Source organism: Roseateles sp. T103 (genome assembly GCF_057219915.1).
The window spans coordinates 415152-439463 of the sequence record NZ_JBXVVS010000001.1; the positions used below are offsets into that span (position 1 = coordinate 415152).

General features: G+C 68.9%; 20 protein-coding genes. 6 read left to right on the plus strand and 14 right to left on the minus strand.

Annotated elements, in window-relative coordinates:
• Positions 1–13 precede the first annotated feature (13 nt).
• The 9 genes from AC2EBS_RS01795 to AC2EBS_RS01835 all read right to left on the minus strand — a co-directional run bounded on the left by AC2EBS_RS01795 (position 14) and on the right by AC2EBS_RS01835 (position 11722).
• A complete protein-coding gene (locus AC2EBS_RS01795) occupies positions 14–1015 on the minus strand; it encodes a Bug family tripartite tricarboxylate transporter substrate binding protein (protein ID WP_484726668.1) in 1002 nt (333 codons plus the stop codon).
• Between the two features lie 112 nt (positions 1016–1127).
• Entirely contained in the window at positions 1128–1751 is a 624-nt protein-coding gene (locus tag AC2EBS_RS01800; protein ID WP_484726669.1) for an L-threonylcarbamoyladenylate synthase, read from the minus strand.
• A gap of 42 nt (positions 1752–1793) precedes the next feature.
• Positions 1794–3071 carry a sensor domain-containing diguanylate cyclase gene (locus AC2EBS_RS01805; protein WP_484726670.1) on the minus strand — a complete coding sequence of 426 codons (1278 nt, stop codon included), beginning with the start codon at positions 3069–3071 and terminating at the stop codon, positions 1794–1796.
• A gap of 81 nt (positions 3072–3152) precedes the next feature.
• A complete protein-coding gene (locus tag AC2EBS_RS01810) occupies positions 3153–4109 on the minus strand; it encodes a DMT family transporter (RefSeq protein ID WP_484726671.1) in 957 nt (318 codons plus the stop codon).
• Positions 4106–4984, minus strand: a complete 879-nt coding sequence (locus tag AC2EBS_RS01815) for a 3',5'-nucleoside bisphosphate phosphatase (protein ID WP_484727545.1) — start codon at positions 4982–4984, stop codon at positions 4106–4108. Before AC2EBS_RS01815 ends, AC2EBS_RS01810 begins: the two co-directional genes overlap by 4 nt.
• Before the next feature lie 54 nt (positions 4985–5038).
• Positions 5039–6826: a methyl-accepting chemotaxis protein gene (locus tag AC2EBS_RS01820; protein WP_484726672.1), complete on the minus strand. Its 1788-nt coding sequence runs from the start codon at positions 6824–6826 to the stop codon at positions 5039–5041.
• Between the two features lie 125 nt (positions 6827–6951).
• A complete protein-coding gene (locus AC2EBS_RS01825; RefSeq protein WP_484726673.1) occupies positions 6952–8796 on the minus strand; it encodes a bifunctional diguanylate cyclase/phosphodiesterase in 1845 nt (614 codons plus the stop codon).
• A gap of 180 nt (positions 8797–8976) precedes the next feature.
• Positions 8977–10713 carry a single-stranded-DNA-specific exonuclease RecJ gene (recJ, locus tag AC2EBS_RS01830; RefSeq protein WP_484726674.1) on the minus strand — a complete coding sequence of 579 codons (1737 nt, stop codon included), beginning with the start codon at positions 10711–10713 and terminating at the stop codon, positions 8977–8979.
• Positions 10714–10792: 79 nt separating this feature from the next.
• On the minus strand, positions 10793–11722 hold the full coding sequence (locus AC2EBS_RS01835) for a hypothetical protein (RefSeq protein ID WP_484726675.1): 930 nt from the start codon (positions 11720–11722) through the stop codon (positions 10793–10795).
• 82 nt (positions 11723–11804) lie between these two features.
• Between AC2EBS_RS01835 and ppk1 the strand changes: the two genes are divergently transcribed.
• The gene (gene ppk1, locus AC2EBS_RS01840; protein ID WP_484726676.1) at positions 11805–13913 is read left to right on the plus strand and encodes a polyphosphate kinase 1; all 2109 of its coding nucleotides are present in this window, start codon (positions 11805–11807) and stop codon (positions 13911–13913) included.
• Here the strand turns inward: ppk1 and ppx are convergent.
• Entirely contained in the window at positions 13902–15383 is a 1482-nt protein-coding gene (gene ppx / locus AC2EBS_RS01845) for an exopolyphosphatase (RefSeq protein WP_484726677.1), read from the minus strand. The genes ppk1 and ppx overlap by 12 nt on opposite strands.
• A 156-nt stretch (positions 15384–15539) precedes the next feature.
• On the opposite strand from ppx, the gene AC2EBS_RS01850 reads away from it, so the two are divergent.
• The gene (locus tag AC2EBS_RS01850) at positions 15540–16415 is read left to right on the plus strand and encodes a dienelactone hydrolase family protein (RefSeq protein ID WP_484726678.1); all 876 of its coding nucleotides are present in this window, start codon (positions 15540–15542) and stop codon (positions 16413–16415) included.
• 72 nt (positions 16416–16487) lie between these two features.
• Positions 16488–17267 carry a ZIP family metal transporter gene (locus AC2EBS_RS01855; protein WP_484726679.1) on the plus strand — a complete coding sequence of 260 codons (780 nt, stop codon included), beginning with the start codon at positions 16488–16490 and terminating at the stop codon, positions 17265–17267.
• Between the two features lie 94 nt (positions 17268–17361).
• On the opposite strand, the gene AC2EBS_RS01860 is transcribed toward AC2EBS_RS01855, so the two are convergent.
• From AC2EBS_RS01860 to AC2EBS_RS01875, 4 genes are all read right to left on the minus strand, one after another.
• Complete coding sequence (locus tag AC2EBS_RS01860) at positions 17362–17796, minus strand: universal stress protein (RefSeq protein ID WP_484726680.1); 435 nt, start codon at positions 17794–17796, stop codon at positions 17362–17364.
• A gap of 82 nt (positions 17797–17878) precedes the next feature.
• Positions 17879–18742, minus strand: coding sequence for a sulfurtransferase (locus tag AC2EBS_RS01865; protein WP_484726681.1), 864 nt, complete (start codon positions 18740–18742; stop codon positions 17879–17881).
• Positions 18739–19632, minus strand: coding sequence for a DMT family transporter (locus tag AC2EBS_RS01870; RefSeq protein ID WP_484726682.1), 894 nt, complete (start codon positions 19630–19632; stop codon positions 18739–18741). The genes AC2EBS_RS01865 and AC2EBS_RS01870 overlap by 4 nt, the downstream gene beginning before the upstream one ends.
• 144 nt (positions 19633–19776) lie before the next feature.
• Positions 19777–20889 (minus strand): aromatic ring-hydroxylating oxygenase subunit alpha, encoded by a 1113-nt coding sequence (locus AC2EBS_RS01875; protein ID WP_484726683.1) that lies wholly within the window; start codon positions 20887–20889, stop codon positions 19777–19779.
• A gap of 320 nt (positions 20890–21209) precedes the next feature.
• On the opposite strand from AC2EBS_RS01875, the gene AC2EBS_RS01880 reads away from it, so the two are divergent.
• From AC2EBS_RS01880 to dxs, 3 genes are read left to right on the plus strand one after another with little or no spacing between them, the layout of a single operon-like run.
• A complete protein-coding gene (locus tag AC2EBS_RS01880) occupies positions 21210–21464 on the plus strand; it encodes an exodeoxyribonuclease VII small subunit (protein ID WP_484726684.1) in 255 nt (84 codons plus the stop codon).
• Between the two features lie 3 nt (positions 21465–21467).
• The gene (locus AC2EBS_RS01885; protein ID WP_484726685.1) at positions 21468–22355 is read left to right on the plus strand and encodes a polyprenyl synthetase family protein; all 888 of its coding nucleotides are present in this window, start codon (positions 21468–21470) and stop codon (positions 22353–22355) included.
• Between the two features lie 25 nt (positions 22356–22380).
• Complete coding sequence (gene dxs / locus AC2EBS_RS01890; RefSeq protein WP_484726686.1) at positions 22381–24309, plus strand: 1-deoxy-D-xylulose-5-phosphate synthase; 1929 nt, start codon at positions 22381–22383, stop codon at positions 24307–24309.
• Positions 24310–24312 lie beyond the last annotated feature (3 nt).

The following is a 24312-nucleotide window of genomic DNA, read 5'->3' on the forward strand; positions in this document are numbered from 1 at the left end:
TGTCGGGGTGCACTCAGTCCGGCCGGACCTTGCCGGCTCGCACGACTTCGGCCCAGCGCGGGATCTCGCGCGCGATCAGTTCGCCGAAGGCCTTGGGCGTGGTCGGCATCGGGATCGCGCCTTCGGCGGCCAGCTGCTGCGCCACGCTGGGGTCCTGCAGCGCCGCATTGATCGCGGCATTCAGCCGCGCGACCACCGCCGGCGGCGTGCCGGCCGGCGCGACGAAGCCGTACCACTGGTCGGCCTCGAAGCCGGGGTAGCCGCTCTCCGCCACGGTGGGCACCTGCGGCAGCGCCGGGATGCGCTGCGCACTGGAGACCGCCAGCGCGCGCAGCCGTCCCGAGCGGATATGCGGCAGCACCGCCGGCGCGCCGGTGAAGGTGGCGTCCACCTGCCCGCCGAGCAGGTCGTTCACCGAGGGGGCGGTGCCGCGGTAGGGGATGTGCAGCATGAAGCTTTGCGTGCGCAGCTTCAGGTACTCGAAGCTGATGTGCGCGGCGCTGCCATTGCCGCCCGACGAATAGCTCAAGGTGCCGGGCTTGGCGCGCGCCTGCGCGATGAAGTCCTTCAGCGTCCGGTAGGGCGCGTTGGCATGGACCACCAGCACGTTGGGGACGCGGGCCACGCAGGCCACCGGCACGAAGCTCTTCAACGGGTCGTAGCCCAGTCGAGGGTAGAGCGCCGGGTTCACCGCCAGCGTGCCGATGTGGCCCATCAGCAGCGTGCTGCCGTCAGGCTCGGCCTTGGCTGCCTCGGCCGCGCCCAGCGAGCCGCCGGCGCCGGGCTTGTTGTCGACGAGCAGGCTCAGGCCCAGGCCTTGTGCGAGCCGGTTGCCGACGGCACGCGCCAGGATGTCGGTGGAGCCGCCGGGCGTGAAGGGCACGATCACGCGCAGCGTCTTGCCGGCCGGCTGCGCCAGCGCGTTCGCGCCAGCGGCGGCGCCCAGCGCGGCCACCAGCAGCGCGGGGATAGGCAAGGCGACCAAGCGCCGTCGGCCGAGGCACAGCGGGGTCAAGCGTGTCTCCTTGCGCCGCAGGCGGTGCTTGTGAGCAAGGCCACCGGGCCGGTCCAGGTGGAAGGGCGCGTCGCGGCCATGCCGCGGCGCCACGGAGTGGGCCGCCGTCGCTTCACAGTCCCAGCTGCGCAGGATCGCCGCGGCCCAACCGCACGATCTCGGGCTCGTCACCCGTCATGTCGACCACGGTGGTCGGCTGCATGGGGCAGGCGCCGGCATCGATGATCAGCTGCAGCAGCTTGTCGAAGCGCGCCTCGATCTCATGGGCGTCGTTGAGCGGTTCGCTCTCGCCGGGTGGGATCAGCGTGGTGGCCAGCAGCGGCTGGCCGAAGATGGCGAGCAGCTCCTGCGTGACCTTGTGGTCGGGCACGCGCAGGCCTATGGTACGGCGCGACGGGTGCGACAAGCGACGCGGCACTTCCTTGGTCGCCTCGAGGATGAAGGTGAAGGGTCCCGGCGTGGCGTGCTTGAGCAGGCGGTACTGGCGGTTGTCCACGCGCGCGTAACTGGCGAGTTCGCTGAGGTCGCGGCACAGCAGCGTGAGGTGGTGCTTGTCGTCGACGCCGCGGATGCGGCGCAGGCTCTCCGCCGCGGCCTTGTCGTCCAGGTGGCAGACCAGCGCGTAGCTGGAATCGGTCGGGATCGCGCCGATGCCACCCTGGTGCAGGATCTGCGCCGCCTGGCGCAGGAAGCGGGCCTGCGGGTTGTCGGGGTGGACTTCAAAAGTCTGGGCCATGGCGGCATTGTGCCGCCGGCCGCTACGCCGCAGGTCCCGACTTCAGGTGTCGGCGCGGACGACGCGGTCGCGGCCGCTCTTCTTGGCTTCGTATAGCGCGAGATCGGCATCGGCGATCAGCCGCTTGGCCACCGCCGCAGTGCCCTGGGCCGCCGACACGCCCACGCTGATGGTCACCGGCTGCAGCCCGGTGTCCGGCGTGAAGGCCTCGCGCACCGCCAGGCGCGCCTTCTCGGCCACGGTGGCCATCTGCGCGAGCTCGGTGTCGGGGGCGATGATGACGAACTCCTCGCCGCCCCAGCGGCAGACCATGTCGCTGGCGCGCCCGGCGCTGGCCAGCGCCGCGGCGACGCGGCACAGCACATGGTCGCCGACATCGTGGCCGTGCAGGTCGTTGACTGCCTTGAAGTGGTCCACGTCAATCATCGCCAGCCCGACCGACTGACCCTGGCGCTGCGCGCGTGCCAGCTCGGCCTCCAGATAGGCCATGCCGTGGCGCCGGTTCGGCAGGCCGGTCAGCGGGTCCCTGGAGGCGAGGCTGCGCAGTCTTTCCTCGAGCTGCTTGCGCTCGGTGATGTCCTGCACCATGCCCACCGCCCGCGTGGGCCGGCCGTCGGCGTCGCGGTCGCAGACGCGTCCGATGTCGTGCACCCAGCGATACACGCCGTTGCGGTTGCGCAGCCGGTACTCGGCCTCGAAGCGCACCAGACGGTCGTCTAGGTGCTCCTGCAGCAGCGCGACGACGCGCGGCGAATCGTCGGGATGGATGTTGTCGCGCCAGGTTGCTAGCACCGGTGCCATCTCGTCGGGGCCGTAGCCCAGCATGCGCTTGAGCTGCGGGCTGAAGAAGAGCTCGCCGCTGGCGATGTTCCAGTCCCACAGGCCGTCGGCCGCCTCGTTCAGCGCGAACCACAGCTGCTGCTCGCGCGAGCGCAGCTCGCCTTCCAGCGCCAGGCGCCGGCTGATGTCGCGGGCGACGGAGAGGAAGTACTCGCGGCCGTCCGCATGCAGCACCGAGGTGTTGACCTCGACGGCCACCTCATGGCCCGCTGCGTGGCGGTGTCGGCCGACGAAGGTGAAGCAGGGCGTGGCAGCGCGTATCGCCTCGGCGATGTCCGACCACTGCGGCAGGCCGGTGACGTCCTTCTGCAGGCTCAGCACGCTGTGGTTCAGCACATCGTCAGGCGCCAGTCCCAGCATTTCCCAAGCTGGCCGGTTGCCCCAGAGGATGCTGGAGTCGGCCGGGTCGATCAGGTACACCGCATCGGCCATGGCCTCGAACAGGGCGGTGGTGGAGGGCAGCGCAGTCGTCAGGCTCATTCGATCATCTTAGCCAGGGCGATCTGCCGGGTGCGTCCCGCCGGTGACCCACCGCGCCCGGCAGGGCGCGGGCCGCCGGTTTCAGTCGGCCATGGTGTCCAGCGCCACCGGCGAGGCCGCTCGCTGCGGCTGCGCGCGGCGCACGTTCAGCCACGCAGCGGTGGCGCCGCAGGCCGAGACCACCGCCATGCCCACCCAGGCCCAGCCGTCGGGCAGATGGTCGAAGGCCAGCCAGCCTATCGCCGCTGCCACGCCGATCTGCGCGTACATGAAGGGCATCAATGTGCCGGTGGGGGCCAGGCCCAGGGCCAGGATCAGCAGCAGGTGGCCTACGGTGCCCAGCGCGCCTATGGCCAGCATCAGGCCCAGCTGGCCGGCGGGGGCACTGCCCAGCGTGGCGGCCAGGTCGATCGGCGCGAAAGCCAGGATGACGCTCAACGCCACTGCGCCGGTCAGGCCGGTGTAGAAGTGCGTCGTGTAAGGGCTCTCAAGCGCGGACAGTTTGGCGGTGAGGATCTGGAAGCTGGCGTAGGTCAGCGCGCCGGCGAGCGGGAACACCACTGCCCAGCCGAACAGCCCGCTGCCGGGGCGGATCACAATCAGCGCGCCGGCAAAGCCGCCGATCACCAGCGCCCAGCGCAGGCGCGAGACCGGCTCGTGCAGCAACAGCGCAGCGAGCAGTGTCACCAGCACCGGCGTGAGCATATTGATCGCGGTGAACTCGGCCACCGGCATGTACTGCACGCCATAGAAGCTCATCGCGCTGGTGGCCAGCAGCAGCAGGCCGCGTACCGCCTGGAAGCGCGGATGTGCGGCGGCGAAGGGGCTGGCGTTGCCGCGCTTGAGCGCCGCCACACCCAGCCAGACCGCCATCACGACGGCCTGAAAACCGTAGCGCACCCAGAGGATCAGCAGCACCGGCAACAGGCCGCCGAGGTGGCGGGTGATGCTGTCCATGCTGGCGAAGCAGCTGGCAGCCAGCACGATCAGCGCGATGCCCAGCGCGGCGTGCTGCTGGCGTGCGCCTGCCGCGCTCATGCCGAGGCCAGCGCGGCGGGGCGATGGATGCGCGCCGTCAGCGCTTCCCACACCGGCGTCAGCTTGCCGGGCAGCTGCGGCAGCGTGCCCAGGTCGGTGTGGCTTTCCTCGGGGCTGTGGAAGTCGGAGCCGCGCGAGGCCAGCAGGCCGAACTCCAGTGCGGTGTCGGCGTATTTCACCGCCTCGGCGGCGCTGTGGCTGCCGGTCACCACCTCGATGCCACGGCCGCCATGGCCGATGAACTCGGTGATCAGCGCGTATTCCTCGGTGGGCGTGAAGCCGTAGCGGGCCGGATGGGCGATCACCGCCAAGCCGCCGGCCTCGCGTATCCAGCGCAGCGCATCGCCAAGCGCCGCCCAGCGGTGCGGCACATAGCCCGGCTTGCCCTCGGCCAGATAGCGGCGGAACACCTCGGAGACATCGCTGCAGTGGCCGGCCTCGACAAGAAAGCGCGCGAAATGCGTGCGTGAGATCAGCTCGGGGTTGCCCACATAGCGCAGCGCGCCTTCGAAGGCGCCCTTGATGCCGACCTTGGCCAGCTCGGCGGCCATGTCGCGGGCGCGCTCCTCGCGGCCGCCGCGCGTGGCGCGCAGGCCGGCGATCAGCGTCTCGTTGCGATGGTCGAAGCCCAGGCCGACGATGTGCACCACGCGGCCGGCGAAGGTGACCGAGATCTCCACGCCGGTCAGGTAGCTCAGCCCCTGGGCCAGCGCGGCGTCCAGCGCCTGCTGCTGGCCGGCGACCTCGTCATGGTCGGTCAGCGCCCAGAGCTCGACACCCTGGGCCCTGGCCCGCGCCGCCAGCGCCGCTGGCGTCAGCGTGCCGTCGGACACGGTGGAGTGGCAATGCAGGTCGGCGTTGGTGCAGATGCTCAGCGGATTCACACGGCCATTCTAGGAGCCTGGCCAAGACCCCATCGGGCCATGCACTCAGAGATGGAAGGCCTGCACCGTCGTGTCCATATCGGCGGCCTGACTGCGCAGTGAGGCTGCCGACGCAGCCGCCTGCTCGACCAGCGCCGCGTTCTGCTGCGTGGCGGCGTCGATGTCGCGCACCGCTCGGCCCAGCTCCTGGGTCTGTGCTGCCTGGGTCTGCGCCTGCGCGTTGATGCTGCGGATCACTTCGCCGACTGTCTGCACCGTGCTCACGATGCGCTGCATCGAGGCGCCTGCCTGCTCGGCAAGGGTGGTGCCGGATTCGACGCGCTCCACCGATTGCTGGATCAGCCCCTTGATCTCGCGAGCCGCGCCGGCGCTGCGCTGTGCCAGCGCGCGCACTTCCGAAGCCACCACCGCGAAGCCGCGTCCGGCGTCGCCAGCCCGCGCCGCCTCGACGGCCGCGTTTAGCGCCAGGATGTTGGTCTGGAAGGCGATGCCGTCGATCAGCGAGCTGATCTCGCTGATTCGCTGCGAAGAGGCATGGATGTCGCCCATGGTGCCGACGACGCGGGCGACCACATCGCCGCCCTCGCTGGCCACGCTGCTGGCCTGCCCGGCCAGCTTGGCGGCCTGCTCTACCGCCTGTGTGCCCGCGTGCACGGCCTGCTCAAGCAAGGCCACGCTGGAGGCCGTCTGCTGCAGCTGCGCGGCAGCCTGCTCGGTACGGCCGGCCAGGTCGTCGTTGCCGCTGGCGATCTCCTGGGCCGCGGCGCGGATACTGCCGGCGCCGTGGTGAATGTCGGTGACCAGCGCCCGCAGGCGCTGCTGCATATGGCTCATTGCCACGAGCACACGGCCGAGTTCGTCGTTGGTGCCAGCTGGCACCGCCGTGCTGAGGTCGCCGTCGGCAATGCGCTCGGCGGCTTCGACCAGCTGCTGCACCGGCAAGAGCAGCTGACGCATCGCTCGATGCATCAGCCAGCCCAGCGCGGCGAGCAACAGCGGGATGCTCACGAGCAGCAGGTTGCGCGTGCCGGCCGCTGCTGCCGCGCGTCGCGCCAGCTCTTCCTGCAGCAACTGCAGCACCTGGGTCGTCAAGTTGGACTGCAGCGTGGCCGCTGCCGCCAGCGTCTTGGACAGCTGCTCCAGCGGGTAGTTCACGTCTATCGCTGCGGCCTGCATCGTGCTGTCCACCATGCGCCGCTGCTCGATGGCCTGCTTGATCATTGGCGCGAGCTGCTCGGCCAGCTCGCCCCCAAGGCGCTCGGCGGCCTGCATGTGCTGCAGCATCGGGGTGGCATGCTCGCGGTAGCGGGTCAGCGAAGCCGACAGCGCGGCGGTGTCGTCCACCGCTGCGGCCCGCACCAGGCTGCCCAGTCCGGACAGCGCATCGGCGACGCGCGGAGCGGCCTGCAGCCCGGCGATGATCGCGAAGTAGCTGCCTGCCTCCGGATCGAGCAGCAGGCCGGTGTCGCTGTTGATCTCATTGATGGCATGGAAGGCCTGCTCGGCGATTTCCTGATGCTGCGCGAGCAGGCGCGGCACATCCAGTCCGTCTTTTGAAAGGCTGTCGACGAGCGCGGCATAGCGCTTGACCACGCTGTCCAGCGCCTCCAGATGACGTCCGTCATGCTTGGCGTCCAGACGGCTTCGCAGGATGTCGACCGCCTCGCGCACTGACTGCTGCTGCTGCGCCAGCTCGGCACGCGCATCTGGACGGGTGGAGAGCGCCTCGGCAGCGGTCTCGCGGTGCTGCTGCAGCCGTCGCAGCAGCTGTTGCCATCCTTCGTTGAGCGGCAGGCCGCGTAGCTCCGCCTGCACGGTTTCGTACTGTTGCATGCTGTGGTGCACCAGCAGGGAGCCTGGCAAAAGGCTCAGCAGCAGGGCAATCAGGGTGACGAGGCGAAGCCTCGCCTTGAGGCTTATGGCCTTGGCGGTAGGCATGGTGGTACTGCTCCTGGATCTCAGTGAGGATTGGCGGCGGTCGGCATTGCCCCGACCATGGCCGGCGCTACCGCGTTCTGGCGCCTGTCGATAAAGAAGCGGCTTGCGCCGCCCAGGCCCTTGGCGACGCGCTTGGGTTCGGCCAGCGCGGCCGAGATCTGGTGCGCGCCACTGAACTGCCCGGCGCGCACGCAGAGTACGCCGGCGCTGATCGTCGGCAGCGGCGTGAACAGCGCCTGGTTCTGCCGGTTCAGCGTGACATAGCCGCCGGCCTGCACATGCTCCGGGCTGAAGAAGCTGCGCACGCCGGCATCGAAGGCCTCGCAGACCGACTGCAGGCGCTGCTGCCAGTCGGACGAGCCGAGCACCATGATGAAGTCGTCGCCGCCGATATGGCCGACGAAGTCCAGCTCGGCATCGGCGGCCTGGCTGAGGATCTGTGCGGTCAGGCTGATGACCTGGTCGCCGCGGTGGTAGCCGTAGAGGTCGTTGAAGGGCTTGAAGTTATCGATGTCCCAGGTGGCGACGACGAAGTCGCGCTCCTCGCCGACCAGTGCGTCCAGGTGGCTGTCGATCGGCACATTGCCGGGCAGCTGGGTCAGCGGGTTGGCATAGCGCGCGCAGCAGACCTGCAGGTCGGAGACCGCCTTCAGCAGGTCCGAGGTGCGGCCCGAGCCGTAGTAGCGGCCGTCGCGGGTGACGATGAAGCCGTCCACCATCAGGCGGTCGTCGAGGTTGGAGATGGCCTCGCTCATCTCGCGCAGGCTGGTGGCGACGTCGAAGACCAGCGGGTTCGCATCCATCAGCTCCACGCAGCTGCGTTTGGCCTGGATCTCGCGGAAGAAGCGCTCGCTGCTGCGCTTGAGTACCTGCAGTGAGCGCAGGATGCCCACCGGGCGCTGCTCCTCGTCGAGCACCGGCATCGAGAACAGCAGCTCATCGGAGGTGAACATCTCCACCACTTTCTGGCACCGTACCGCGGCGGTGACGGTCGGCCCGCGGCGCGCCAGCTGCTCGGCCGTAGTGATGGCCTGCGGCGGCATGAAGGGCAGCATCGAGCGGCGTTGCTGGCGCTCGGCGCCGAGCAGGGCCAGCGTCTCGGCGCGCAGCTGCGGCCGCGGCGTGGCGCTGGGGCGGGCGATCAGATAGCCCTGGCAGAAGGGCACGCCCAGGCGGCGCAGCACGGCCAGGTCGGCGGGCTGCTCCAGCCCTTCGGCCACCACCTTGCAGCCGCTGCTCGCGGCCATCTCGAGGATGGAGCGCACGAACTGCTGCTTCAGCGGCTCCTGCGCGACGCCGTCGATGAAGTGGCGGTCGATCTTGACGAAGTCGGGGCGGATCTCCATCCAGCGCTTCAGGCCGGCGAAGCCTTCGCCGAGGTCGTCCAGCGCGACGACGAAGCCGTGGCTGCGCAGCGCGTCCAGCACGCGACCCAGGCGGGCGTATTCGAGGATGGGCCGCGTCTCGGTGATCTCGAAGACGATGCGCGACGGCGACATGCCGATCTCCGCCAGCTCGGCGACGAAGCCGGGCACGCGCGCCTCGGCGGCGAGCACGGTGTCCACGGTGACGTTGAGGAAGACCTGTCCTGGCAGGCCCAGCTCGCGAAAGCGGCGCAGCGCGCGGCGCAGCACCATGCGCTCCAATTCGATCAAGCGGCCGGCGTGAGCGGCGGTCTCGAACAGCACCAGCGGCGAATGCAGCGGCGAGTCCGCCGGTCCGCGCGTCAGTGCCTCATAGCCCAGCAGCGAGGCACGGTCGATATCGACCAGCGGCTGAAAGTGGATGTCGATCTGATGCTCGGCGATCAGGACATCGAGTTGCGCGAACAGGCGCGCAGCACTGGCAGGCGGGTTAGGCGACATGGCCGGCATTGTTGAAACTGCCGGTGTCAGTACCGTGACAAGGGGACAAGCCGCCGCGTGTGGCGGTACGCTAATCGCGCGCAACGTGAACGATGCCACGAATCGGTGGCGCACCCCGTCGCTATGCCGGCAGTGTGCACGCCGTGCTTGACGGTTTTGTGTCCGGAACGTGACGGACTTTCAGCCTGGTGTGGCCGCGGCCTCCACCACCATCTGCACCCGCTGCTGGCCCTGGTACTCGTCCAAGCTCAGCCGGTAGGCCAGCGTGGCGCTGTCGGGCAGCGGCTCGATGCGACCGAACCAGATCGCGTCGCGCTGCAGGCCGCCGGGCGTCTTCAGGCGCAGCTTCAGGTGGCGCTCGCCGACGATGCGCTGCGACAGCACCTGCACCTGGTCGCAGAACAGCGGCGCCTCGAAGGCCTGGCCCCATACCTGCGCCTCAAGTTCGGCGACGGTGGCGGGGTTGAAGGCCTCGGGCGGCAGCGGGCCATCGGTGCGCAGCGTGCGTGTCAGCGTCGCTTCGTCCAGCCATTCGCGCGCGACCTGCTCGAAGGCCGCGGCGAAGCGGGCAAAGCCCTGCTCCTCCAGCGTCGCGCCCGCGGCCATCGCGTGGCCGCCGAACTTCTTCAGCAGCTCGGGGTGGCGCTTGGAGACCAGATCCAGCGCGTCGCGCAGATGGAAGCCGGTGATCGAGCGGCCCGAGCCCTTGAGCAGGCCGTCGGCGCCGCGCGCAAAGACGAAGGTGGGGCGGTGCAGGCGGTCCTTGATGCGCCCGGCGACGATGCCGACCACGCCCTCGTGGAACTCGGGCTCGAACAGCGCCAGCGCCGGCGGCGCAGCCTCGTCGGGTGGGATCAGCTCATCGAGCCGCAGCTCGGCCTGCTCGCGCATGCCAGCCTCGATCTCGCGGCGCTCGCGGTTGATCGCGTCGAGCTGCCTGGCGAGCTCCAGCGCGCGCGCGCTGTCGTCGGTCGTCAGGCACTCGATGCCCAGCGTCATGTCGGACAGGCGCCCGGCGGCGTTGATGCGCGGGCCGAGCGCGAAGCCGAGGTCGAAGGCGGTGGCGCGCGACGCATCGCGACCCGCCGCCGCGAATAGCGCCGCAATGCCCGGCTGCATGCGGCCGGCACGCATGCGGCGCAAGCCCTGCGCGACCAGGCGGCGGTTGTTGGCGTCGAGCTTGACGACGTCGGCCACGGTGCCCAGCGCGACCAGATCGAGCAAGGCGTCGAGCCGTGGTTGATTGCTCGAGTCGAAGGCGCCGCGCCGGCGCAGCTCGCCACGCAGCGCCAGCAGCACGTAAAAGGCCACGCCGACACCGGCGAGGTTCTTGCTGGCGAACTCGCAGCCCGGCTGGTTGGGATTCACCAGCGCAGCGGCTTCGGGCAGCTCTATGCGCTCATCGATCAGCGCCGGCAGGTGGTGGTCGGTGACCAGCACCGGCAGGCCCAAGGTCTTGGCATGCGCGACGCCGGCCAGGCTGGCGATGCCGTTGTCCACCGTCACCAGCAGGTCCGGCCTTTTGGGCAGCGCGAGATCGACGATCGCGGGCGTGAGGCCATAGCCGTGCACCGCGCGGTCGGGCACCACATAGTCGACGCTGCCAGGTCTTGCCCCCAGCAGGCGCAGGCCGCGCAGCATCACCGCACAAGCGGTGGCGCCGTCGCAGTCGTAGTCGGCGACGATGCAGATGCGCCGGCCCTGCTGCAGCATGTCGGCCAGCAGCGTGGCGGCCTGGTCTATGCCCTTGAGCCCCTCGGGCGGCAACAGCCGTGCCAGGCCGTCGTCCAGCTCTTCCGGTGCGCGCACGCCACGCGCGGCGAACAGGCGCGCCAGCAGCGGCGGGATGCCCGCCTGCTCCAGCGCCCAGACGGCGCGCGGCGGCGCGTCGCGTTGGACGAGCGCGGGGCTGCTCATTTGCCGGCCCTCCTGTCGCGACGGGACATCCTCCCCGAGGGAGGGCGAGCGCACCCTTCGGGCGGCCGTGCGTGCGCGCTCATAGCGCCTCCAGCACTGCAAGAACGTCGGCGCGCGGCGCGGCGAAGCGCTGCCACAGCCGGCTGAAGGTGCTGCCAGGGCCGGCAGGCGCGAAGTGCTGTGCGCGGCGCTCGCCGGCCAACGTCAGGCTGACCGGCTCGCCGGCGCGCTGCCGTTCGAGCAGGGACTTGATGGGGCCGGCGTCCAGTGCCTGCCAGGCTTCGCGCCAGGCCGCCCAGTCGCCGGCGAGCAGGGGCTCGCGCAGGCGCGCGTCGAGCTGAGGCACGACGTCGCGGCGGCGCGGCCGGGCACGGCCGCAGCCGGAGATCCATACCGAGTTCAGCTCGTGCGCGCCACGGGCCTCGCGTGCGGCGTTCAGCGGCTCGCGGTGCAGCAGCATCTGCATCTCGTTCTGCAGCCGGCGCAGCAGGCGCGGCTCGGGCATCCAGGGGTCGACGTTGCGGTTGATGACGCGCTCCAGGCTCGCGCTGGGCAGGCCGGCTAGCGAATCATGCGCGACATACCAGCGGGTCGGCGCTGCCCAGGCAGTGCGCCAGCCTTCGTCGGCGGGGAAGAGCGGCGCCAGCGCGGCGAAAAATGCGCGCGATTCGGCCTCATCCAGCGCCAGCAGCTCCGGGTGCAGCGCAGTGACCTGGTCGCTGGTGACGCTGAGGTGCAGCGGCGTCAGCAGCGCCCAGGCCAGGCCGTCGGTGGCGATGCCATCGTCCTCGGCCTGCGCGGCGGCGAAGGCTTGTTCGCCCTCGTCCCATCCCCAGGCCTGGGCCAGCGCCAGCTCGTGTGGTGTCAGCGCGCTGAACTCGTCGCCGCCCAGGCTCTGCAGCGATTGCAGGCGCCCCAGCAGCTGGGCCAGATGCGGCAGGTTCAGGGTCTGTAGCGCAGGCGCGCAGGCCTCGTCCAGCGCGCTGGCATAGGGGATCAGCAGATGCATGGCGCGATTATCGATGCCGGCCCTGTCACGCGCTGGACGGCACTGTCACGAAAGCTTCACCGCCGCTTCATAGAATGCGCCGATGCACAGGGAGAAACGTGGCCAGGCCACTGCGTCGCAAGCTGACGCGCTGCCGGTGGCGCTGCTCAATCGCGAGCAGGCCATCCTCGAGTTCAACCGCCGCGTGCTGGCCCAGGCCCAGCGCGAGGACGTGCCGCTGCTGGAGCGGCTGCGCTACATCTGCATCGTCTCGTCCAATCTGGACGAGTTCTTCGAGGTGCGCTTCGCCGACATGCTGGACGCCGTGCGCGATGCCGGCGGCACGGTGACGCGCCGCGATATCGACCGCGTCGGCCGCGCCGCGCACGAGCTGATCGACCAGCAGTACGCGATCTTCAACGAGCAGGTGATGCCGGTGCTGCGCGAGCAGGCCATCGTCATCCTCAACCACGCCGACCGCAACGAGGCGCAGCGCCGCTGGGTGCAGCGCTTCTTCGAACGCGAGGTGCGGCCGCTGCTGGTGCCGGTGGGCCTGGACCCGGCGCACCCTTTTCCGCAGGTGGCCAACAAGTCGCTGCACTTCATCGTGCGCCTGGCCGGCAAGGACGCCTTCGGTCGCGACAACCACATCGCCATCGTCAAGGTCCCCCGTGTGCTGCCGCGGGTGATCAAGCTGCCTGCGGCCATCAGCGAGTGCCGCCAGGCCTTCGTGCTGCTGACCAGTGTGGTGCGCGCACATCTGGAAGACCTGTTTCCCGGCCGGCAGGTCGAGGCCTTCTCGCAGTTCCGCGTCACGCGCGACTCCGACCTCGAGGTGGACGAGGAGGAGATCGCCAACCTGCGCCATGCGCTGCGCACCGGCCTGACGACGCGTCACTTCGGCCGCGCGGTGCGGCTGGAGGTGGTCAACACCTGCCCGCAGGAGCTGTCGGACTTCCTGCTCGAGCAGTTCGAGCTGCCCGAGGCGGCGCTGTACCGTGTCAACGGCCCGGTGAACCTGGTGCGCCTGAACGAGCTGATCGACCAGACCGAGGCCGATCAGCTGCGCTTCGCGCCCTACGAGCCGGCCTGGCCGCAGCGCCGCCTGCCGCGCGGCAAGAACATCTTCGAGTGCCTGGCAAAGCGGGATGTGCTGCTGCACCATCCCTTCGAGAGCTTCGAGCCGGTGGTGGAGTTGCTGCGCCAGGCGGTGCACGACCCCGAGGTGCTGGCGATCAAGCAGACCATCTACCGCACCGGCAGCAAGTCCGAGCTGATGGACCTGCTGATCGAGGCGGCGCGCCGCGGCAAGGAGGTGATGGTCGTCGTCGAGCTGAAGGCGCGCTTCGACGAGGAGGCCAACATCAACTGGGCGGAGCGGCTGGAAGCCGTCGGCGCGCAGGTGGTCTACGGCATCGTCGGTCTGAAGACCCATGCCAAGCTGCTGCTGGTGACGCGGCGCGAGGACGGCAAGCTCAAGCGTTATGCGCACCTGTCGACCGGCAACTACAACCCCAAGACCGCGCGGCTCTACACCGATCTGGGCTATCTGACCGCCGACGCCGACATCACCGCCGACGTGGATACGGTGTTCCGCCAGCTTGCTTCGCTGTCCAGGACCAAGCCGCCGCGGCGCCTGCTGCTGGCACCGTTCAATCTGCATGCGCGCATGCTCGAGCTGCTCGCGCTGGTGACCAGGGCCGCCCGCGAGGGTTATGCCGCGCGCGTGGTGGTGAAGATCAATGCGCTGACCGATGTCGAGCTGATCGAAGGCCTGATCGCCGCGGGGCGGGCCGGTGCCAAGATCGACCTCATCGTGCGCGGCGCCTGCATGCTGCCGCCGGGGCTGCCCGAGGCGACCGACAACATCCAGGTGCGCTCGGTGGTCGGGCGCTTCCTCGAGCATTCGCGCGTCAGCTACTTCCGCTGGGGCGATGGCGACGACCAGGAGGCCTTGTACCTGTCCAGCGCCGACTGGATGAGCCGCAATATGTTCCGCCGCATCGAGGTGGCTTGGCCGGTGCTCGACGCCAGGCTGCGCCAGCGCGTCATCGACGAGGCGCTGCAGCCTTATCTGCACGACAGCCGGGACGCCTGGCAGCTGGGGCCGGATGGACGCTCGCAGCGCGTCAGCAGCAGCGGCATCAGCGCGCAGCAGGCGCTGATGCGCCGCTTCTCGCCGGGCGCCTCCGCCGAAGGCTCAGGCGACTGAGAGCTCCAGCGTCAGCACGCCGCTGCGCGCCCAGTCCTGCACTTCCTGCTCCAGCAGGTAGAGCGCGCGCGGCTGCTGTGCGGCCCAGCTGCGTGACACCTGAAGGCGCACGCGCTGGCGGCCGCCGGTGAGCGTGAAGGCCTGCGCGCGCACATCGCTGCGCGCGTGGCAGGCCAGCACCGCCAAGCGCAGGCTGACGAGCTGGGCTAGGAACTCGGCGTCGTCGAAGCGCTGCTCCAGCTTGCGCAGGCCGCCGCGCTGGCCCAGCGCCAGATCGGCCAGTCGGCGTAGCTGGCTCTGCGAGAAGCCGGCCGCGTCCACGTGGCCGAGCAGGTAGGCGCTGTGGCGGTGATGGTCGTGGTGCGAGACCATCATGCCGATCTCGTGCAGCGCGGCAGCCCAGGCCAGCTCGCGCTGCAGCTCGCGCGCGGCCTTGGGCACCAGCTGGCGATGCAGTGCGCCAGCCAGCCGCGTCACGCGCTGTGCCTGCATCAGGTCCACCGCGAAACGCTGCTGCAGGGCACGGACCGAGTGGTCGCGCATGTCGCCGACGCCGGCGTGGCGCTGGGCGTCCAGGCGCTCGGCCAGATCGAAGATCACGCCCTGGCGCAGCGCGCCCTTGGCCGGGAACAGCGCGGCGATGTCGAAGTGGGTGAGCAGCGTGTAAAGAATGCAAAGCCCGCCGGCGACGACGGCGCGGCGCTCAGGCTTGAGTCCGGGCAGGCTCAGCTTGTCCACATGGCCGGCGGCCAGGCATTGCTCGATGCACCAGCGCAGGCCGGCCAGCGTGATGCGGCCGTCGGTGATGTTGTTGGCGGCGAGCAACTGCGAGACCGCGCCGACCGTACCGGACGAGCCCAGCGCCTCCTGCCAGCGCGAGCGCTCGAAGAGCTGCAGCGCCTCCTCCAGCTCGGCGCCGGCGGCGATCTGCGCGGCGCGGAAACCCTCGGCGGTGAGTCGGCCGTCGCCGAAGAAGCGCATCGACAGGCCGACGCTGCCGACCTGGAAGGACTCGGCCTGCTGCGGCTGGCGACCTTGGCCGAGGATCATCTCGGTGGAGCGCCCGCCGATGTCGATCACCAGGCGCGGCTGCTCCGAAGGCTGCAGACGCGCCACGCCGGCGTAGATCAGGCGCGCTTCCTCGCGGCCCGAGATCACCTCGATCGGGAAGCCCAGCACGGCTTCAGCCCGGCGCAGGAAGGCGTCGCGGTTGCGCGCCTCGCGCAGCGTCTGCGTGGCCACGGCGCGCACGCGCTCCGCCCCCATGCCCTTCAGATGGGCAGCGAAGCGGCTCAGGCAGGCCAAACCGCGCTGCGTGGCTTCTTCGGTGAGCATGCCCTGCGCGTCGAGGCCGCCGCCCAGGCGCACGGTCTCCTTGATGTAGTCCAGGCGCTTGTAGTCGCCACGATAGAGGCGGGCGATCTCGAGGCGGAAGCTGTTGGAACCCAGGTCGATGGCAGCAAGCGGCATGGCAGTCGAGGCGGAATGCATGGGCGAATTGTCGACGCAATGAAACCCCGGGCCCTGCCGGTCTGTTGCATGCGTGCCTAGAATCGGCGCGCCGTTGTAGGGGTGTGCGCAGCGTGCCTGCGCACCTCAGCGGATCGACATCATCGAGGAGACACCATGCAGATCGAACAAGAGGTGAACAGCCTGGCGCCCGGCCGCGACCTGAACCGTCGCGACTTCGTGCGCACCGCCGTGGGCAGCGGCTTCGCGGCCGCGGTGCTGCCGGTCACCGCGTCGACGATCAACACCGACGCCAAGGGTCTGGAGGTCGGCGAGGTGACCATCCCGGTGGGCGACTTCAAGATGCCCGCCTATCGCGCCAAGCCGGCGGGCGGCAAGGACCTGCCCATCGTGCTGGTGATCAGCGAGATCTTCGGCGTGCACGAGTACATCGCCGATGTCGCCAAGCGCTTCGCGAAGCAGGGCTATCTGGCGATCGCGCCCGAGCTCTTCGTGCGCCAGGGCGACGCCGGCAGCTATGGCGAGATCACCAAGCTGATGGCCGAGGTGATCTCCAAGGTGCCGGACGAGCAGGTGATGGCCGATCTCGATGCCACGGTGGCCTGGGCGCGCCAGGACGGCGGCGACCATGGGCGGCTGGGCATCACCGGCTTCTGCTGGGGCGGCCGCCAGACCTGGATGTACACCGCGCACAACCCGGCGGTGAAGGCGGGGGTGGCCTGGTATGGCCGCCTGGTCGGCAACGCAACGCCGCTGCAGCCGCGGCATCCGGTGGACATCGCCGGTCGACTCAACGGCCCGGTGCTGGGCCTCTATGGCGGCCAGGACACCGGCATTCCGCTTGACACGGTTGATAAGATGAAAGCGGCTCTCAGCCAGGGATCGCCTGCCGCCAAGCGCAGTCAGTTCCACATCTACCCCGAGGCACCGCATGCCTTCCATGCCGATTACCGCCCGAGCTTCCGCAAGGAGGCCGCGGAGGATGGCTGGAAACGCTGCCTGGCCTGGTTCAAGGCGAACGGGGTGGCCTGACGCGCAGCGGCAGTCTCTGGGTGAGCAGCGAACCGCGCCGTTTTGGCGCGGTTCGTGCTTTTTGGGATTGTCATGACGCTTCTGTACATCGTGCTCGTCACCTTCGCGGGCGGGCTGCTGTCGGTGCTGGCTGCGGCCAGCCTCACCGTCGCGCTGCTGGGCCGGGTGGTCAAGCATCTGGTCAGTCTGTCCACCGGCGTGCTGCTGGGCACGGCGCTGCTGGTGGTGCTGCCGGAGGCCTTCGAAGGTGGTGCGGCCAGTGCCGACAAGCTCTTCATGACCCTGCTGGGCGGGCTGCTGTTCTTCTTCCTGCTGGAGAAGGCCGAGCTCTACCGCCACACGCATCACCACGAGGGTGACGGTCACCACCATCACCACCACTTCGATACCGAGCAGGCCGGACGCGGCGGCCTGTCGGTGCTGGTGGGCGACAGCATCCACAATTTCTGCGACGGCGTCATCATTGCCGCGGCATTCCTGGCCGATACGCAGCTGGGCTTCATGACGGCGGCGGCCATCATCGCCCACGAGATCCCGCAGGAGATCGGCGACTACATCGTGCTGCTCAATGCCGGCTTCTCGCGGGCCCGGGCCCTGTTCTACAACGCGCTGTCGGGTCTGGCCGCGGTGCTGGGCGGGGTGCTCGGCTATTACATCGTCGGGCCCTGGGAGGGGCTGTTCCCCTATCTGCTCGTCGTGGCGGCAAGCAGCTTCGTCTATGTGGCGGTGGCCGATCTGATTCCGCAGCTGCAGCGGCGCCTGCCGCTGCGCGAGACGGCGGCCCAGCTGCTGTGGCTGGCTGTGGGGCTGGGTTTCGTGGTGCTGGTGGTGCTGGGCGGCCACGCGCATTGAATGGGGTCACCCCTAAGCGCTGCGCGCGGGCTCACCCCAAAGGACAAGGGCCAGGTCTTGCCTGGCCCTTGTCGCTTCCGTACCTGTGCTGCTGTCAGCGCACGACGAGCACGGGGATGCTGCTGTGTGTCAGCAGCTTCTGTGTCTCGCTGCCCAGCAGCAGCGCCTGCACGCCGCGGCGGCCGTGCGAGGCCATGATGACCAGGTCGGCCTGCTTGTCCTTGGCGTGATCGATGATCGCTTCCCAGGGATGCAGGGCCTCGACGCTATGCGCTTCGCAAGGCACGCCTGCGGCCTGTGCGGCGCCGGTCACGATCTTCAGCCTGGCGCTGGCGATGCGCTCCTGCGCATCGAAGAACTCCTGCGGCGGCGTCGGCTGCATCTCGGAAACGGCACTGTAGGGGAATGGCTCCTTCACGCTGATCGCGAACAGCTGCGCGCCGTGCAGCTTGGCCATTTCGATGGCCGTCGCGACGGCCTTGCTGGTGATGTCGGAACCATCGGTCGGGATGACGATGCGCTTGAACATGTCGGCTCTCCTCGGTAGTCCGCCCTGTGCAGGGCGGTGGCGCCAATCTTGCCCGGCCTGAGCAGGTCGGTCTTGCGCAATGTCAAGTCTTGGCAAGCGGGCGGCGCGGGTCGCCCGACCACTCGCTCCACGAGCCCGGGTAGAGCGCGCCGAAGCCCAGCCCGGCATGCGCCATGGCGAGCAGGTTGTGGCAGGCGGTGACACCGGAGCCGCACTGATGGACCACCGCGTCGGCCTCGTAGGGCGCGAGCAGCACGCTGAACTCGGCGCGCAATTGTTCGGTCGGCTTGAAGCGGCCGTCGGCGGCCAGATTGCGCTTGAAGTTGCGGTTGCTCGCGCCGGGGATGTGGCCAGCCTGCGCATCCAGCGGCTCGACCTCGCCACGGAAGCGTTCCTCGGCACGCGCATCGATCAGTCGCACGCGGCCCAGTTCGGCGAGCAGCGCGTCGGCATCCACGGTGCGCGTCAGAGGCTCGGCGGGCTGGAACGCGCTGGCCGCCGGTGCCTGCGGCAGGTCAGCGGTGAGCGCGCCACCCGTCGCATGCCAGGCGGGCAGGCCGCCGTCGAGCACCGCGACAGCCGCATGGCCCAGCCAGCGCAGCATCCACCAGGCGCGCGCGGCGAACATGCCGCCCTGGGCGTCGTAGCAGACCACCTGGGTATGCGGCGTCAGGCCCAGCGCCGCCATGCGCGAGGCGAAGGCGCTGCGCTCAGGCAGCGGATGGCGGCCGCGGAATACGCCGTCGGCACCGGTCTTGGCGCCGCAGAGGTCGCGATCCAGATGCAGGTAGTGCGCGCCGGGCAGGTGCGCTTGGGCATAGGCGCGTTCGCCGGCACTGGTATCGGCGAGATCGAAGCCGATGTCGAGCAGCAGCAGCGGTGATTGCTCGTTGAGCAGTGCGCGCAGCTGTTCGGTGCTGATCAGGGTCTGGTAGTTGGTGCTCATGACTCAGTGACGGAGTGTTGGCTGTCCTTGGGAGTGCTGCGGCTGCGCAGCAGCGTGGCGGCAAGGCCGGCGCCGACGATCAGCACGATGCCGGCCAGCGAGATTGCATCGATGCGGTCCGCGAAGATCAGCACACCATACAGCGCCGAGAACGCGATGCCCAGGTATTGCAGGCTGGCGTTCACCAGCGGTGAGCCGCGGCCATAGGCGCGCGTCATCATCAGCTGCGCGACGGTGGCCAGCACGCCGACGGCCAGCAGCAGCGCCGCGCCGTAGAGCGTGTGGACATGCCAGCTGCCGGCGGCGGTGTTCAGCGCCGCACCGGCCAGCGCACCGCCCAGCGAGAAGTAGAAGACGATGCGGTATTCGGGCTCACCGGCACGGCCCAAGGCGGTGACCTGCAGATAGGCCATCGCCGCCAGCATGCCGGAAACCAGACCCGCCAGCCCGTACCAGAGCTGCTGCTGTTCCATCGTCGGTCGCAGCACCAGCGCGACGCCTATGAAGCCCAGCAGCACCGCGGCGACCAGGCGCGAGTCGACGCCGCGACCGCCCAGCAGCACCGCGCCGCCGATGAGGAACATCGCCATCCAGATCGAGGACATATAGTTCAGTGTCATCGCCGTGGCCAGCGGCAGGCCGGCGATGGCATAGAACCACAGCGACAGCGCCATCACCCCGGCGACGCTGCGCCAAAAGTGCATGGCGGGCACTCGGGTCTTCAGCGTCAGGCCTTGCCAGCGTGCCAGCGCCGCCATCATCGCCACGCCGATCAGGCCACGGTACATGACGATCTCGCCGGTGCTGTAGAAGCTCGACGCCAGCTTGATGCACACGCCCATGGTGGCGAACAGGAAGCTGGCGAGGACCATCAGGAGCGGCGCGGACATGGGCGCGATTGTCGCGGCTTCCTGGAAGAACGCTCCGCGGGCCGGAGCCTCGCGGGGCGTTGTGCGCATCTGCTGGACGATGCTGGGCCGCAGCCTTTCGCCGGCCTAAGGGCCAGGCACATGGGATGTGCCCGGCGCCCTGCCTCAGCCCTTGTAGTTCATGACGCGGCGATACCACTCATGGAAGTGCTGCATGCCGTCTTCCATCGGGCTCTGGTAAGGGCCGACCTCGTTGTCGCCGCGCTGCATCAGCGCCTTGCGACCGGCGTCCATGCGCTCGGCGATTTCGTCGTCCTCGATGCAGGTCTCCATGTAGGCGGCCCGCTGCGCCTCGACGAACTCGCGCTCGAAGGCGGCGATCTCCTCCGGGTAGTAGAACTCCACCATATTGAGCGTCTTGTTCACGCTGATCGGGTACAGCGTCGAGACGGTCAGCACATGCGGATACCACTCGACCATGATGTGCGGGTAGTAGGTCAGCCAGATTGCGCCGCGCTCGGGCTTCTTGCCGTCGCGGTACTTCAGCAGCGCGTCATGCCAGCGCTGGTAGACCGAGGAGCCCGGACGGCCGAAGGCCGTGGACACGCCGACCGTCTGGACCGAGTAGTTCTCCTTGAACTCCCACTTCAGGTCGTCGCAGGTGACGAAGTGGCCCAGCCCCGGGTGGAAGGGGCCGACGTGGTAGTCCTCCAGATAGACCTCGATGAAGGTCTTCCAGTTGTAGTTGCACTCGTGCAGCTCGACATGGTCCAGTGTGTAGCCACTGAAGTCGAGCTGCGCGCGCGGCCCCATGCCTGCCAGATCGGCTTCGATGTCGCGGCCGTTGTCCTCGAAGAGCAGGCCGTTCCACTCGCGCAACTTGTAGTTGTTGAGATTCAGGCAGGGATCCTCGGCGAAGTGCGGCGCGCCGATCAGCTTGCCTTCCAGGCCGTAGGTCCAGCGATGCAGCGGGCAGACGATGCTGCTCTTGGTATTGCCGCGACCGCGCAGCATCACCGCCTGGCGATGGCGGCAGACATTGGAAATCAGCTCGACGCCCTTGGGCGTGCGCACCAGGGCTCGGCCTTCGCCTTCCTGTGGCAGGGCGTAGTAGTCGCCGACCTCGGGCACTGCCAGTGCATGCCCGAGGTAGCGAGGCCCAGGTTGGAAGATCAGTTCCTGTTCCTTGCGGAACAGGGCCTCGTCGAAATAGGAAGTGACGGGCAGCTGCGTCGTGCTGCGCTCAAGAGCCGAGAGAGTGATGCTCAGGTCGGACATGATCCAAGAGGTTCTCCAAGAAACCAATGTCAACCCCCCGGCGGCCGTCCCTGTGGATGCGATGCCTCATTGCGGAGCCGGGTTTGTGTCAAAAAGCCCGGTCCGGACCGACGTCCGCGACCAGGCTCCCCTGCGCGCCGCCCAGTGTTGATGCGGACCGACGCGAGGGCGGGATTCTACCTGCGCCACAGTGCCGAGCTGGGTGTCGGCGTAAATCCTTGCAGCCGGCTTGCCTGTGGTGCAGGTCCGACAGCGGCTGCTCCCCCTGAGAGGGGAGGGCTGAAGGGAGCCCACTACAATCCCTTTTTCGATTTCTCGCGATGACCAAGTCCACCACCAGCGCCAAGGCTGCGGCCCACAAAGAGGCCGTTTCAACCAGTTACGAGCATGCGCTCGAGGAACTGGAGCGTCTGGTAGCGTCCATGGAGGCAGGGCAACTGCCGCTTGACCAACTGCTGGCCAGCTACAAGCGCGGCGCCGATCTGCTCGGTTACTGCCGTGAGCGCCTGCAGGCCGTCGAACAACAGGTCAAGCTGCTCGAAGGGGGAGAGCTCAAAGAATGGGGAGACGCTTGAGTCATGGATGCGGGAATTTTTGAACAGTGGGTGCTGCGCTCGCAGCGCAGCGTCGAAGCTGCTCTTGAAGCCTGGGTGCCCGCGTCGGCGCCAGCCGGACTCGGCGACGCCATGCGTTATGCGGTGCTGGACGGTGGCAAACGCCTGCGTCCGCTATTGGTGCTGGCTGCTTGCGAAGCCGTTCACGGTCAGGCCGAGGCGGCGATGCGCGCGGCCTGCGCGGTGGAGCTGATTCACGCCTACTCGCTGGTGCACGACGACATGCCGTGCATGGACGACGACGTGTTGCGCCGTGGCAAGCCCACGGTCCACGTGGCTTTCGGCGAGGCGCAGGCGATGCTCGCCGGCGATGCGATGCAGGCGCTGGCCTTCGAGGTGTTGACGCCTGACAGCGGTGTCGAGCCGGCCTTGCAGGCCCGGCTGTGCGCGCTGCTGGCCCGCGCTGCCGGCCATGCCGGCATGGCGGGGGGGCAGGCCATTGATCTGGCCAGTGTCGGCACGCAGCTTGACGAGCAGTCGCTGCGCGACATGCACAGGCGCAAGACCGGCGTGCTGCTGCAGGCCAGCGTGCTGATGGGCGCGGCCTGTGGCGATACGTCGCCTGCCGCCTGGCAATCGCTGACCGAGTACGGCGCAGCCATCGGCCTTGCCTTTCAGGTGGTGGACGACATCCTCGACGTCACACAGGACTCTGCCGTGCTCGGCAAGACCGCCGGCAAGGACCAGGAAGCGAACAAGCCGACCTATGTCAGCGTGTTGGGTCTCGAAGCGGCCAAGACCTATGCCTGCCGCCTGCGCGACGAGGCCCATCAGGCTTTGCGTGCCTCAGGCCTGGCTAACACCGCGTGGTTGAGCCTGCTGGCCGACAAAGTGGTCGAGCGTGAGAACTGAGCCAGGAGTTGTGCCAGGAACGACGATGAGCTACGCCCTGCTGGAAACGATCAACAGCCCCGCCGACCTTCGCCGCCTGCCGCGCGGCGACCTGCCGCGCCTGGCCGACGAGCTGCGTCGCTATGTGCTGGACAGTGTGGCCAAGGTGGGCAACGGCCACCTGGGTTCCAACCTGGGAACGGTGGAGCTCACCGTGGCCCTGCACTATGTGTTCAACACGCCGGAAGACCGGCTGGTCTGGGATGTGGGGCATCAGACCTACCCCCACAAGGTCCTGACCGGACGGCGTGAGCAGATGGGCACGCTGCGCCAGCTGGGCGGCATCAGCGGTTTCCCGCGCCGCGACGAGAGCGTTTACGACACCTTCGGCACCGGGCATTCGAGCACCTCGATCTCGGCCGCGCACGGCATGGCCATGGCGGCGAAACTCAAGGGCGAGAGCCGCAAGGCAGTCGCCATCATCGGCGACGGCGCGATGACGGCGGGCATGGCCTTCGAGGCGCTGAACAATGCGGGCGTCCCGCATGGCGGCCTGATGGGCGACATGCTGGTGATCCTCAACGACAACGACATGTCGATCAGCCCGCCGGTGGGTGCGCTGAACAAGTACCTGGCGCGGCTGATGAGCGGCAGCTTCTATGCCGCTGCGCGAGAGGGCGCCAAGACGGTGCTGAAGAACACGCCCTTGTACGAGTTCGCACGCCGGTTCGAGGAGCACACCAAGGGCATGGTCGTGCCCGGCACCATCTTCGAGGAATTCGGCTTCAACTACGTGGGCCCGATCGATGGCCACGACCTCGATGCGCTGATCCCGACGCTGGAGAACCTGCGCGACAAGAAGGGGCCGCAGTTCCTGCATGTGGTCACCAAGAAGGGCGCCGGCTACAAGCTTGCCGAAGCCGACCCGGTGAAGTACCACGCCGCGTCGGGCAAGTTCGATCCGGCGGTGGGCTTCGTCAAGCCGGCTGCGCCGCCCAAGACCACCTTCACCCAGGTCTTCGGCGAGTGGCTCTGCGACATGGCCGAGCAGGACCAGCGCCTGGTCGGCATCACGCCGGCGATGCGCGAGGGCTCGGGCATGGTCGAGTTCCACAAGCGCTTCCCGGCGCGCTACTACGACGTGGGCATCGCCGAACAGCATTCGGTGACTTTCGCCGCCGGCCTGGCCTGCGAGGGGCTCAAACCGGTGGTGGCGATCTACTCCACCTTCCTGCAGCGCGCCTACGACCAGCTGGTGCATGACGTTGCCTTGCAGAACCTGCCGGTCGTCTTTGCGCTGGACCGTGCCGGTCTGGTCGGCGCCGACGGGGCCACGCATGCCGGCAACTACGACATTGCCTACACGCGCTGCATCCCCGGCATGGCGGTGCTGACGCCGGCGGACGAGAACGAGTGCCGGCAGGCCCTGTTCACCGCCTTCCAGCACGATGGTCCTGTGACGGTGCGCTACCCGCGCGGGGCCGGCATTGGTGCCGAGGTCAAGAAGGAAATGCAGGCGCTGCCCTGGGGCAAGGGCGAAATCCGCCGCAATGCCTCGCGCACGGCTTCGCGGCCTGGTGACGCGCCGCGCATCGCGATCCTGGCCTTCGGCACGCTGCTGTACCCGGCGCTCAAGGCCGCCGAGGCTGTGGACGCGACGGTGGCCAACATGCGCTTTGCCAAGCCGCTGGACGAGGAACTGGTGCTGGAGCTGGCGCGCAGCCATGACGCGCTGGTGACCGTCGAGGACGGCTGCCTGATGGGTGGTGCGGGCAGTGCCGTGCTCGAGTGCCTGCATGCCGCCGGACTTGCCGTGCCTGTGCTGCAGCTGGGCCTGCCCGACGAGTTCGTCGAGCATGGCGATCCGGTCAAGCTGATGTCGCTGTGCGGTTTGGATGCCGCCGGTATCGAGCAGAGCATCCTCAAGCGTTTCGGCGCGCGCCCCGCGCTGCTGCGCAACGCCGCAAATAGCTGAGGC